Origin of the sequence: Pseudoalteromonas sp. SG41-5 (genome assembly GCF_014164495.1) — a bacterium.
GTDB classification, from domain to species: domain Bacteria; phylum Pseudomonadota; class Gammaproteobacteria; order Enterobacterales; family Alteromonadaceae; genus Pseudoalteromonas; species Pseudoalteromonas rhizosphaerae.
Genome location: NZ_JACJFH010000033.1, coordinates 34531 through 47506, shown reverse-complemented (window position 1 = coordinate 47506; position 12976 = coordinate 34531). Strand labels below are relative to the sequence as shown.

Here is a 12976-nt window from a genome sequence, read left to right as displayed (position 1 = left end):
TGAAAAGTGCGATATTTTTGCCCATTTGAATTTAATTGCCGACATGGGTGATATGGAAATTATTGATATGGCTTCTATGGTACGTGGCGCTATTAAGCAGTACGAATAACGCTGTATGCAAATGTGATTAGTTGAGGACTTAAACGAGCTTTATTTGGCACACATAACTTAATGAAAAACTTAGACTTAAAGAAAAAAGTTTCAGTAACACATGATGAGCTATATTCATTAGAAATGTTTTTTAATATTAACTTACCAATTAGCTACAGAGAGTTTATTTTAGAATTCAATGGTGCATCCCCAGAGGAAGCTATTATAAGAATTAACTCTGAAGAGCGGGTATTGGAAAGATTTTTAATAGTTTCGGAAGATGAAAAACTCGATAGTGGACTGATGCAATACGAAATTAAAGTAGTAATGGCTCAAATTGAGGAAAGACTTACAGCTAACGAAGACTTGGTTGGAGCCGAGACCTTACCTTTTGCTTATCTTTTTGGTGGTGATTTTTTATGCCTAGACTTCAAAGAAGATGCAATAAATCCTAAAGTAGTAATATGGGATCATAATGAATCTGAAGAATTATCGCCTGTTTTTTACAAAGCTTTTGATAATTTCCAAAAATTCCTTAATGCGATGTCTTTCAGCTGACATATATTTACAAACTTTATGTTTGATCATTTAATTTAAAGCTCATTTATAATACTAAGGACAGCACATGAAACCTGACATTACAAACATCCCACAACAACTCGGTCAGTACCTTTATCAGCAAATCAATGAGCCGTGGCTTAAAGCACAACTTATTTTAAATTGCGAAGATGAAAACGTACTTGAATGCAAAGCCCATTATCAAACAGCAGATGACTCAAGTGAACAGCCAATTACCGTGACAGACGAGATAGTCAATTTATTCAAACAAGTATTTGATAAAGCCACAAAGCAGCAACCCGAAAACTGGACACGCGCTATTTTTACCATTAATCGCCAAGGCCAATTTAATCTCAACTTTGAGCGTAACAATCACGATGATGACGTTATTACTGCACAAAATACGCACTAACTTAAATAAGTAAATTACTCTAATACAAAAACACTAAGGACAAAAAACATGGATGTTAAGAAAAACACCCGTAGCAAGCTAAGCCTAACCGCCTTACTTTTTTCAAGTAAATTTATCAAAAGCCCGGTTATTCGTATCGCGATCATCTTCGCCATTATTATCGCATGTTTACTAATGATCAAAGTGGCTATTATGGCCTTTTACATCACGGTATTTCTGCTTGTGACTATTTCAATCTGGGGTACATGGCAACGATTTGCTAAGCTTAAAAAGAGTAAAGCTCTAAGCTAATATTTATCATAATCATAATGAAATGGTTTCTTTTATTGTTATAAATATAACAAAACAAGGAAAAACTGGTATTTTTTGCAACTATGATTTGAACCTCATCCTTATACATACTAAAATGCCATTTGATTTATAGTTAAAGTAAATATAAAAGTCATGGAAGACTCTAGTAGAAATATAATCCTTCCTATTGTTACTCCATGATTTTTCGTTGCTAAAAGTGATATAAACAAAGATGTTTATAATGAACAATTTAATGGAGTAATTATGAAAAAATTAAGTGCGCTGGTTGCTATAGTGATGCTATCAGGTTGTTCAAGCAGCCCAAAAGTTGAACAACAGGCAGCCCCAGTTGAACAACCAGTTGTTGTCGCAGAAGAAGTTAACAGTGCAATATCATTGACTGTTATTACTTCTCCTGATGACGCCCGTATTCGCATTATGAATATAAAGCCGAAATACGAAGCTGGTATTGAACTCGATGAAGGTAAATACGACATCGAAGTTACTAAAGATGGTTACTTAACCTATAGAAAGTGGGTTACTGTTGACAAGAAAACGATCCTGACTATCGAATTAGATCAAATTGAAGCAAGCCAATCTGCGTTATAGTACCCCTGGTGGCAAGTGTATTCTTGCCATCATCACTTTGTGTTATCTTTATTAAAAATTAAGTATAGTTTACATACAAAGTTATTGTCGCATTAAAGAAATACCCGTATTCTATTGCGCTCATTAAATGGACAGTAAAGAATAAGGATATTAATTTTGGAGTCATCACAAAACTATTCTGACAGCTTAAATAAAATCTCCACACGAATACCTAACGCACTTAAAATAGTTGATAATAAAGAGCTAAAAAGCACTATTTTTTGGTTGAATCAAGTGCTTTTAGTAGTTTCAACTATCTTTGGTGTTTACCTAGCTGCGAAAAGCGGTTTAGAGCAAGTGCTTAAATTTGATTCCTATAGTAAAATGGAAGATAACTATTATTTGCATACTTCATTATATGATAATTTAGAGAATATAAAACGCTATTCGTTACTTTTAGTACAAAGCCCACATACGAGTGAGCTTGAGTATAATAAGCCCACGTTTGAAAAATATATTTGGCATACCATGCAGTACTTGTTCACAACACTTGAAACGCCGAGTATATTTTTAACACAAATTCGTCGTTTTTATAGTTGTGCTGAGTGTGTAATTGAAGCGGCGTTAAGGCGTAAAATGTCTGCGCGACAAGCGTCTATTGAACTAGACCAAATTGCCGATAGTATTGAGCAACAAACATTACCTCAACTAAAAACTAGTGCATTAAATTTACAACAAGAATTACAACAAAACGATATTATTATCGGCTCATTAAAGGACGCTGATAATGCCAACTAAACGCTGCCCTCACTGCAAAGATCACCCTTTGGATGTTACTCATTATCAAGGTGAAGAGATAGATATCTGTCGCGAATGCGGTGGCTTATGGTTTGAAAAAAACGAAGTTAACCGGATGATTGCCGAAATCAACGAAGGTCCTATTGGTGAAAAATACGAGACTCATTTTGGTAAATCATTAGGTATTTCAAGACTAGACTGCCCTGATTGCAATAAGAACCTTGAGCGCTTTCATTTACTCGAAGATTTTCATACCGAAATTGATGTTTGCCGTCATTGTGATGGTAGTTGGATTGAAAAAAATCAATTAGAAAGCGTTGAAAACAGTCCTGAGCTCAAAGCAAGCCTAGACAAGCTAAACCAAAAAGTTAGTTGGAAAACTTATCTGTTTCAATTTTTAACGCAAATGCCCGTTGAATATAACCTAAAGCCAAAACAAACGCCGTGGGTTACTCGCAGTTTAATTGCACTCAATGCCATTGTTTTTGCCTTGTATTTTTTCAATGCAGGGGCATTCAGTGCAACCCTCGAATTGTTTGCAATGAATCCAAGTAAGATCTCTCAAGGCGAACATTTATGGAGTGTGATTACCTGTGTATTTTTACACGGCTCAGTAATGCACCTTATTGGTAATATGTACTTTTTATACATTATTGGCGATAACCTCGAAGACGTATTAGGTCAGAAAAAGTTTTTAATATGGTATATGGTATGCGGTTTGGCAGCGTCTTTTGCTAGCTTTATCGTTGATCCCAGCTCGATTATTCCAAGTGTCGGGGCTAGCGGCGCAATTGCAGGGCTATTTGGTATGTACTTAATGTGGTTTAGGCACGCCAGCCTTACTTTTATGTTTATCATTTATCAAAAGAAATTATCTGCAGTGTGGTTTTTTGTAATTTGGTTAGGGATCAATATTTATGGCATGATTGCAGCACCTGATGGTATCGATTATGGCGCTCATATCGGTGGCTTTATCGCAGGGTTATTGATCGGCTTTGCTCTTAAAGCAAAAATCACTGCACAAAATCCTATGATTGAATTATTAAATCAACCTGAAGCACAGCTAAAACGCTAATTTAACGCGCTTAAACCTTTCCTATCGGTACTGATGGGAAGGTTTTCATTTATTACATATCACTCACTACTTTATGAATAATGGCTTGGCATTGAGCTACGTTCATAAATTTTGGTACTGGATAGTCCCAGTTAGCCTCTACAATTGCAGCATCAGCAAGCTTTGGTATATCAGCTACTTTTAGCTCTTTTAAATGATGAGGGATCGCTAGATCAATAAGTAACTGCTCTAAGGTGTTTAATAGTATTGCCGCTTTTTCTGCTGGTTTTTGGTGTGATTGTGTTAATTGGCAATGATCAGCAATAGCCGCCAGCTTTTTATCTATACTGGAACCATAAAATTTCAGCACATGCATCAATACCACACTATTTGCTAAACCGTGAGCTGTGCCGTATTGCGCGCCAAATTGATGCGCTATAGCATGCACATAACCTACAGATGTTCGGGTAAACGCTTGTCCTGCATAAAATGAAGCGAGTAACATATTTTCCCGCGCAACTAAGTCATTACCATTTTTATACGCTGTTAATAAATTTTGTAAAATAAGTTCGATTGCTCGCAATGACTTGTCATCACTAAAAGCAAGGCCATTAGTGCCTATGTATGCCTCAAGTGCATGCGTGAGTGCATCGATACCTGTAGCTGCGGTAATAAAATCAGGCACAGTTTGTGTTAGCTCAGCAATTAAAACTGCATCACTTGGTACAAGAGCAAAGTCAGTGGCGGCATATTTTGTTTGCATTTGCGGATCGTTTACCACCGCAGCAACGGTCGTTTCTGAGCCAGTACCTGCGGTTGTTGGAATGGCACATAACGGGGGCAGTTTTTTCAGTACTTTAAACAAGCCTCTTAACTGCTTAACTGATTTATTAGGTCTTACTGCACGTGCGCCAATTAATTTGGCACAGTCAATTACTGAGCCGCCACCAACGGCGATAATACTATAACATGTGTATTGCTGATAAAGTGCTAAACCGCTTTCAACATTGCTAATCGTTGGATTAGCATCAACGTCACTAAACAGCTGCCAAGAGATTGCCTGCTCATCCAGCAAAGCTAAAATGGGAGCAACAACGCCTAAATTTTTTAACGTATTGTCAGTTACAACTAACACAGGTTTATTAGGATTAAGTAATGCAAGCCATTGCTTAAACCCGCTATAACCTTGATACAAACGCGGATCAGGAATACCAATAAAAATAACAATACATTTAAAAATAAAATGATAGCAGCGATATAAAAAATACATAAAATCAGACTTTTGTTATTTTTAGGTTACCTGATAGTGCATCAATTTAAAGCAATTGCCAATAATAGGCAGCCCCTAATACAGAAGTATTTATAATGATAGTGAGCCAAAGTACCGCAATAAATGCACGTTTTTGTGATTTATGTCTTAACCATTGCTGAGCGATCAGTGCTCCCGGCCAACCACAAATTAATGCTAAAATATGTAAACTACGTTCCGGCACTCTAATAGGCTGATCTATTGACTCTATCGCCAAACGCTTATCCCATTTATAAACTAAAAACGTAATACTGCTCATTGTACAGTAAACACTGGCAACCAAATATGGCCAATAATCAAGCAGCCCACCAATCACTAATACAACTAGAAAACTAACAGAAAAAAGCAATAATGTTTTTTTAATCAACGGACTCTCGCCTATACTACAATTTGAAAAACTAATAATGATAGGCACAATTATGTCATACCTAAAAACACTTTTACTATCTTTTTGCTTTATCTACGCTGGTGCTATTAGTGCACAAACGATTGACTTAGCACCAGAGCTTGAAGTATTTAAACCTTACCTCGGCACATGGCAAGCTGATTTCAATGTTGCCGATAATAAGCCAAAGATTCAGGATGTAGGTCGCTGGGAGCGAGCCCTCAATGGGAAAGCAATTCGTACCCTTCATTCCATTAATGAAGGTGAATATGGCGGCGAATCAATGATATTTTGGGATAGCAAAAAGCAGTCATTAGTTTTTTATTATTTCACCACCGCAGGGTTTTACACACAAGGCACCATGAAAGTATTGAGCCCTACGCAATTTGTAGCATACGAAACCGTAACAGGTTCAAAAGAAGGCATCACAAAAGTAAAATCAACCAGTAATTTTAAAGATGAGCAGTTTGTTGTCTCTACCTCTTATTTAAAAAAAGGCGAATGGACAAAACCTGAAAAACGTATTTACATTCGCAGTAACAAACAGGTTATTTTTAAATAGTAAAGGCATAACAGTAATCGAGTGAATCAATTGGCTGGACTGATGACTTACCATATAAAAAGACATAACTAATTTAAAAGAGGTAGCGCGTTGAAATGCTTTTGCCGCTGTTTGGTTTTGTATTATTTTCTACAGCTAGATTAGAGTTGATCTAGTTTAGAATTGATAATGTAACTCAAACTAACCACGCCGAAGTGGCGTTGCTAGTTTGAGCGAACGGTTAAGTTATACCGATTTTATACAAAACCAATTTAATCGTATTGAAGGTATTATGTTTTCAATTTATTCAGTTCATCGTCTTGCTGTGCAACGAGCTGATTGAGCATTTGACTACCATCGCCGGCTTGAGTTGATAAATCAGCAAGTTGTGATGCGGCATCGGATATCCGCGTTAAATTACGATTAATTTCTTCAGTTACAGAACTTTGCTCCTCTGCAGCCGTCGCTATTTGGGTGATCTGATTAGTGATCTCTTCCACTTTAGTTACCACACTGTGTAAAGCATCAAAGGCAACGGTGGTTTCATCAACCGCGGTTTGTGCTCGCACAACTCCTTTTTCAATCACTGTTGAGGCATTACCCACTTCAAGCTGTAGGTTATCAATTAAGCCACTAATGTCATCTGTTGACGCACGAGTTTTAGATGCCAGAGCACGTACTTCATCGGCTACGACAGCAAAGCCTCGCCCCTGTTCACCAGCGCGAGCTGCCTCAATCGCAGCATTAAGTGCGAGTAAATTAGTTTGCTCTGAAATAGTGCGGATCACATCTAAAATTTGTGTAATATCGTTACTACGCGCCGCCACCTTGGCTACGGCTTGATTGGCTTGCTTTATTTCTTCAGACATCGTTTTCACTTGTGATACCGCAGACGATAAACTCGCTTCGCTACTGACCACTAATGAATTGATTTCATCTGCCTGTTGCGCTGATTGCTCTGAAGCACGGGCAACTTCAAGGGCGGTGGCACTCATTTCATTCATTGCCGTTACTACACTTTCAATTTCTTGAAACTGAGCTTGCACATTTTGCTTAGTATCAACGGCTACATGTGCGGCAATTTGCGCCTGCTCTTTAGTCTGCCCTGATACATCTTTAAGTTGCGCAATTAAATCACGTAATTTTTCCAAAAATGCATTAAACCCAACAGCGAGCGCTATTAACTCAGCATGAGTGTCAACCGTTAACGTTTGTGTTAAATCCCCATCCGCGCTGGCTAAATTATCAACCCGTAGCTGAATTTGTTGCAGCGGTGCAACGATGCTTTTGACAACTAAAGTCATAATAATAAAGGCAGCGCCAGCAATCACTAAGCCTGATATTAAAATTAGCCCACCTAGTGTATTGGCATTTTCTTGCATACTCGCGCTGAGCTGCTGTGGCCCTTGCAGTGCAAGCTCTGCTGGTACTTCAACTAATAAAGTCCACTGGCGACCAGCAAGTTTAATATCTATTGGGTAATTGACTAAGTATTCATTTTCACCCTTTTGTACTCCAGAGCGTTCTTTCAAACTAGTATAATTTTTTAACACCGAGGCTGAGACGGCTTCTTTTAGCGGACGGCCAAGTTTGTCTTTGTTATGACTACTACCCACAATTAAATCCATCGAACTTAATAGGGTAACTCGCGCCTGACCATTATATAATTCTTTTGATAACTGCTCGGTCATGGTTTGAAAAACTGGCAGTGTAATATCAACACCACTGAGGCCAATAAACTTACCGTCGCGAAGTATTGGCACAGTCAAAGAAGTCATCATTTCAGAATTGCCGGGAGATATTTCGTACAGATAGGGTTCCATTATGCACGGCTTTTTAGTGTCTTTAGCACATAAGTACCACTCAGCTTCACGTTGGCCAAATTCGTTTAAGGTCGTAACGTATTTTTCTGCTGCATCTTCAACAACTTGCTGTTCAATCACACCTTCACGGCTGCGAGTGAAGTAAATCTCTAAGGTGCCTTGGCCTGCGACTGAATGATCATAGCCATTTTTATACTGTTGATCGTTACCATCAAAACCATTAGCTTCAAATTGCGAGTAGATTGAAGAAAGTATTGAATTACCTTCTATAATAGAGCTATTAAGCTGTACCACTGAATCACGCGTTAAAGCATCTTTAGCTGATTCATTACCAAGTATTGCTGCGAGTGAAAAAGGCACTCGATACGCTTCGTTGATAAATCCTGCGATTTTTTCACCGTACACAGCAGCATTGCTGGTGAGCTTTTCTTCTACCTCAGTAACTATCAATTTTTCAGCTTGTGCTGATAACACTTTATTGCTGCTTGATAATTGCCACCAAAGCACACTCGATAGCACTACAACGGTGATAAAAATACTACCTAAAGTAAGCCATAGTAACTTTTTCGCCAACGCTAATTGCCGCATTCCACTTATCCTTTAATTAAAACTACGTTTACATTCTAGTTCAATTATTCATAAGTTAATCTATTTTGTTGAAAAAAACATACTAACGCTGCGCTAATACTATTTAATTTTACCAGTAGCTAAAAAGTTTTCGCGATAACAAAACCAATTTAGACATCGAGTTGATCATTGCTGAACTATTGGTGTAAACGCTTGGCAATGACTTTGCACTCTATAAATAGTCTTAATATGGCAAAATAAAAATGGGGGATGTTGGTTGTCGGGTAGCACAAACTGAGGATTGAATATTAAGTACGAATTATCACAATAACGTGTCTTGGTTATAAATGGTGTTCTAAAAAGCTCATAGTTATAAACTATGAGCCACAAAAAAGGCGCATTTAAAATAAAAATGCGCCTTTAAAAATATAAATTATTCAAATTTACAATAAGTTAGATAACCGACAATTCAATTGCGATATTACCACGAGTAGCATTTGAATATGGGCAAACTTCGTGTGCTTTAGCCACTAACGCTTCTGCGGTGTCTTTATCTACATCACCGACAAAAACAGCTAATTTTACAGCGATACCGAAACCACCTTCGATTGGACCAATCGATACTTCTGAATCAATGCGGGTATCAGCAGGTAACTTAACTTTAGCTTGGCCTGCGACTAATTTTAATGCACCAATAAAACACGCTGCATAACCCGCTGCAAACAACTGCTCAGGGTTAGTACCTTGACCATCATCGCCACCTAACCCTTTTGGAGTTGAAAGTGCCACATCTAAACGGCCATCGTCTGATTTTGCAGTGCCCTCGCGGCCACCCGTTGCAGTTGCTTTAGCTGTGTAAGCGACTTGTAGTAATTCTTTCATAATGTTTTCCTTATTTAAGGTTGGGACTAAATTTATTTTGCATGCAAAATAATAAAGTAGTTTATTGAGCGTTGCAAATATTTTGCATGCAAATTAAAATGCAGTGTCATCATTCGAGAGCTACTATGAAATATCCACAATTGAAATTAGATAATCAAATTTGTCATCGTCTGTATATGGCCTCCAATTCAGTGGTACGTGCCTATCGAGATGCACTAAACGAACTTGAGCTGACCTATCCACAGTATGTGGTGATGATGGCGCTCTGGGAAGAAGATGAGATCAGTATTGCACAGCTGCTGGAAAAAACCGCAATAGATGGCGGCGCCATGACACAAATTTTGAAAAAAATGACCGATAAAAGCTTATTAGCCGTGGTTAAAAATGAAACAGACAAACGTAAGCGAGTCGTAAAGTTACACAAACATGGCATACAGCTGCAACAACAAGCAGCGAACATCCCTGAGCAAATTCGTTGCCGTTTTCCATCTATTACACAGCAAGAAGCCACACAACTAATTACTTTACTTGATAAACTCAATACTGACTTAAGTTAATTATCAAAAATTTTGAGAGAGATTCGTGTATACATACCCCACTCTTTTTCTATTATAAAACTGCGTTATAGTGGGTGCAGCAAAACAATTTAACGGAGCAACTCATGAAAGCCATTGGATACCAAACAGCAACCAAAACACTTAGTAATCATTCTTTCGAAGCCATCGAGTTACCTATTCCAACAGCATCCGGTCACGATTTATTGGTCGAAGTAAAAGCAATTTCAGTTAATCCTGTCGATGCGAAAATCCGCGCAAATGTTAGCCCTGAACAAGGTCATAAAGTCATTGGTTGGGACGCTGTTGGGATCGTAAAAGCTGTTGGTGATAAAGTAAGTTTATTTAATCTGGGCGATCGGGTTTATTACGCCGGTGATTTAACGCGCTCAGGCAGTAATGCTGAATTTCAACTAGTTGATGAACGTATTGTTGGCCGTGCGCCTATTACCTTGAACGATGCCCAAGCTGCTGCGTTACCGCTAACCAGTATTACAGCCTGGGAATTACTGTTTGATCGTTTGCAAATATCACGTTCCAACAATGCAAAACCAGCTTCATTATTAGTTATTGGTGCCGCAGGCGGTGTTGGCTCAATTTTAGTGCAGTTGGCTAAACAGCTAACCAACTTAACGGTGATAGGCACAGCATCACGCGTAGATAGTGTTAGCTGGTTAAATGCGCTAGGTGTTGATCAAGTGCTTGATCACTCACAAAGCTTAGATACACAACGAACAGAGCATAATCTTGCCGAATTTGATTATGTCGTTAGCCTCACTCATACCGATCAACATCTTGATGAAATTATTAAAGTGATCAAACCACAAGGTAAATTAGCTTTAATAGACGACCCAGCAAGTTTTGATATTTTAAAACTCAAGCGCAAAAGTATCTCGCTACATTGGGAGTTTATGTATACTCGTTCAATGTTCCAAACTGACGATATGATAGCGCAACATCAGTTACTTACTGAATTAGCAGAGCTAGTTGATAACGGCATCATTAAAACTACCTTAGGCCAACATTTAGGAAAAATTAATATAGAAAACCTGCTCAAAGTGCACGCAATATTAGAATCTCATCAATCTCGCGGTAAGCTGGTACTTGAAGGGTTTTAAACTTACTTAATATTATTGCGCGCTCATCTGAACGCGCAAATAATTCCCCTTCTGCTCCAGCAAAGTGCAAAGCCATCATTATTTTTCACTACATTAGTGCTTATACTCAATCATACAACAACGAAAAAACCTTAAGCTATTGATTTATTTTAACTAAAAATAATTATTCAGACTGGCATAGATCTTCCTTACAAAAGAGTAACTCACTAATCTGAGTTTTACCTTCATTTACCTCGTCTACAGGGAGCGAGCTATGACTAACATTTATCATATGTTGTATTTATTATGGCGCTTAGATATAAGCATTTGGCATATTCACCATGCCAATGATCCACACACCACCGCAGAAAAGGAGCGTGAATATGTTAAGTAACTACCCGCACTTAGATGAAGCGCTTAAAAAGTTGTCGGTGCATCATTTAACAATTAGCCAAGCCTCTGAGCACTATGATTTACCCAAACGAGTGATCTATAAAGCACTGCGTCAACAACAAGCAAAAATAGCACAGCAAAAAAGCTATCTACTCGCAGCACAAAAACGTTTGCAACAAAACTTACAGAGCGTAGAACTAGAATTAGCTAATTTTAATTAACCTACTACAGATTATTTTCTGTATAGTTTAAATACACTAAAATTAGTAAAATTGCAGGATAACTATGACAGCTGTAGAAGTTAATTTTGATGGCCTTGTAGGCCCGACTCATAACTACGCGGGATTATCATACGGTAACGTAGCATCATTAAATAATGCGGCCAGTTACTCCAATCCAAAAGAGGCGGTACTGCAAGGCTTAGCGAAAATGAAAGCTATGCATGACTTGGGGCTAACTCAAGGAGTATTTGCCCCACATGCTCGCCCTGATATAAATGTATTGCGTCGTTTAGGATTTACAGGCACTGCTGAACAAGTGATCAGTAAAGCGTTTAAAGCTGATCCTGTTTTAGTTCGCGCATGTTATTCAGCATCATCAATGTGGACTGCCAATGCCGGCACTGTATCACCATCAGCCGACACACTTGATGGCAAAGTTCACTTTACTGCTGCTAATTTGAATAACAAATTTCATCGCTCCCTTGAGCCTCAAACAACAACACGATTACTTAAAGCCATGTTTAATAACGAAGGCTACTTTAGTCATCATACCCATTTGCCAGATCAAGGTTTTTTTGGTGATGAGGGCGCGGCTAACCATACTCGCTTAGGCGACGAGCATGGTGTTCAAGGTTTGGAGCTGTTTGTATATGGTGCCAGCGCATTTAACAGCGCACTGCCTAAGCCAGTTAAATTTCCTGCAAGGCAGACACTTGAAGCATCCCAAGCAATATGCCGACTACATCAGCTAAAACCATCTAGCCAATTAATGATTCAACAAAACCCTGAGGTGATTGATCAAGGGGTGTTCCATAATGACGTAATCGCGGTGGGTAACGCCAATGTATTACTCTGTCACGAGCAAGCTTTCTTAAATCAGCCTCTCGCCCTACAACAAATAAAAGATGCATATATTGGCGACAAAACACTGCATATTATTGAGGTGCCAACAGCCAAAGTAAGCGTGCAAGATGCTGTAACTAGCTATTTATTTAATAGCCAACTGGTTAGTTTAAACAATGGCAAAATGTTACTAGTTGCTCCACAAGAATGTAAAAACAATCAGGCAGTTAACAGTTATATTGAAGAAATGATCCTTGCAGACAATCCAATTGATCAAGTGCAATTTTTTGATTTAAAACAAAGCATGCAAAATGGTGGTGGCCCTGCTTGCTTACGTTTACGTGTAGCGCTAAATCAGCAAGAACTCGCGGCAGTCAATCCTGCGGTTATTTTAAACGATAGTAAGTACCAACAACTATGTGATTGGGCAAATAAGCACTATCGTGACAAACTTAGTAATGATGATTTTGCAGATCCAAACTTGTTACGTGAAAGCTGGCAAGCGCTGGATGAATTAACTCAACATCTGCACCTAGGCTCTGTGTATCCATTTCAATTAGAAGGATAAAC

The 12976-nt window shown here is 38.3% G+C and carries 15 protein-coding genes; 11 read left to right on the top strand and 4 right to left on the bottom strand.

The features are described 5' to 3' along the window. Positions 1-171 precede the first annotated feature (171 nt). The 6 genes from H5232_RS10770 (at position 172) to H5232_RS10745 (ending at position 3812) form a co-directional block, all read left to right on the top strand. On the top strand, positions 172-648 hold the full coding sequence (locus H5232_RS10770; protein WP_182830863.1) for an SMI1/KNR4 family protein: 477 nt from the start codon (positions 172-174) through the stop codon (positions 646-648). A gap of 67 nt (positions 649-715) precedes the next feature. Further along, a complete protein-coding gene (locus H5232_RS10765; RefSeq protein ID WP_182794347.1) occupies positions 716-1060 on the top strand; it encodes a DUF600 domain-containing protein in 345 nt (114 codons plus the stop codon). Between the two features lie 48 nt (positions 1061-1108). Then, the gene (locus H5232_RS10760; protein WP_182740460.1) at positions 1109-1351 is read left to right on the top strand and encodes a hypothetical protein; all 243 of its coding nucleotides are present in this window, start codon (positions 1109-1111) and stop codon (positions 1349-1351) included. Between the two features lie 264 nt (positions 1352-1615). Continuing rightward, positions 1616-1960, top strand: a complete 345-nt coding sequence (locus H5232_RS10755; RefSeq protein WP_182719054.1) for a PEGA domain-containing protein — start codon at positions 1616-1618, stop codon at positions 1958-1960. A gap of 156 nt (positions 1961-2116) precedes the next feature. Next, positions 2117-2737 carry a hypothetical protein gene (locus H5232_RS10750; RefSeq protein ID WP_259399263.1) on the top strand — a complete coding sequence of 207 codons (621 nt, stop codon included), beginning with the start codon at positions 2117-2119 and terminating at the stop codon, positions 2735-2737. After that, positions 2727-3812 (top strand): rhomboid family intramembrane serine protease, encoded by a 1086-nt coding sequence (locus H5232_RS10745; RefSeq protein WP_182830862.1) that lies wholly within the window; start codon positions 2727-2729, stop codon positions 3810-3812. The genes H5232_RS10750 and H5232_RS10745 overlap by 11 nt, the downstream gene beginning before the upstream one ends. Positions 3813-3864: 52 nt before the next feature. Here H5232_RS10745 and H5232_RS10740 read toward each other — a convergent pair whose 3' ends face one another. Both H5232_RS10740 and H5232_RS10735 read right to left on the bottom strand, forming a co-directional pair. Then, complete coding sequence (locus H5232_RS10740) at positions 3865-5061, bottom strand: iron-containing alcohol dehydrogenase (protein ID WP_182830861.1); 1197 nt, start codon at positions 5059-5061, stop codon at positions 3865-3867. A 46-nt stretch (positions 5062-5107) separates the two neighbouring features. Continuing rightward, positions 5108-5467 (bottom strand): DUF1294 domain-containing protein, encoded by a 360-nt coding sequence (locus H5232_RS10735; protein ID WP_182830860.1) that lies wholly within the window; start codon positions 5465-5467, stop codon positions 5108-5110. 52 nt (positions 5468-5519) lie between these two features. Between H5232_RS10735 and H5232_RS10730 the strand changes: the two genes are divergently transcribed. Then, on the top strand, positions 5520-6047 hold the full coding sequence (locus H5232_RS10730) for a hypothetical protein (RefSeq protein ID WP_182719058.1): 528 nt from the start codon (positions 5520-5522) through the stop codon (positions 6045-6047). A 269-nt stretch (positions 6048-6316) separates the two neighbouring features. On the opposite strand, the gene H5232_RS10725 is transcribed toward H5232_RS10730, so the two are convergent. Continuing rightward, the gene (locus tag H5232_RS10725; protein ID WP_182830859.1) at positions 6317-8437 is read right to left on the bottom strand and encodes a methyl-accepting chemotaxis protein; all 2121 of its coding nucleotides are present in this window, start codon (positions 8435-8437) and stop codon (positions 6317-6319) included. A 432-nt stretch (positions 8438-8869) separates the two neighbouring features. Further along, positions 8870-9298, bottom strand: coding sequence for an organic hydroperoxide resistance protein (locus tag H5232_RS10720; RefSeq protein WP_145242020.1), 429 nt, complete (start codon positions 9296-9298; stop codon positions 8870-8872). 125 nt (positions 9299-9423) lie between these two features. Here H5232_RS10720 and H5232_RS10715 point away from each other — a divergent pair, with 125 nt between their 5' ends. From H5232_RS10715 to astB, 4 genes are all read left to right on the top strand, one after another. Then, positions 9424-9855: a MarR family winged helix-turn-helix transcriptional regulator gene (locus H5232_RS10715; RefSeq protein ID WP_149981882.1), complete on the top strand. Its 432-nt coding sequence runs from the start codon at positions 9424-9426 to the stop codon at positions 9853-9855. A 104-nt stretch (positions 9856-9959) separates the two neighbouring features. After that, a complete protein-coding gene (locus H5232_RS10710; RefSeq protein WP_182830858.1) occupies positions 9960-10970 on the top strand; it encodes a zinc-binding alcohol dehydrogenase family protein in 1011 nt (336 codons plus the stop codon). Positions 10971-11332: 362 nt separating this feature from the next. Beyond that, entirely contained in the window at positions 11333-11563 is a 231-nt protein-coding gene (locus tag H5232_RS10705; protein WP_182830857.1) for a helix-turn-helix domain-containing protein, read from the top strand. A 64-nt stretch (positions 11564-11627) separates the two neighbouring features. Next, the gene (gene astB / locus H5232_RS10700) at positions 11628-12974 is read left to right on the top strand and encodes an N-succinylarginine dihydrolase (RefSeq protein WP_149981885.1); all 1347 of its coding nucleotides are present in this window, start codon (positions 11628-11630) and stop codon (positions 12972-12974) included. Positions 12975-12976: the final 2 nt, after the last annotated feature.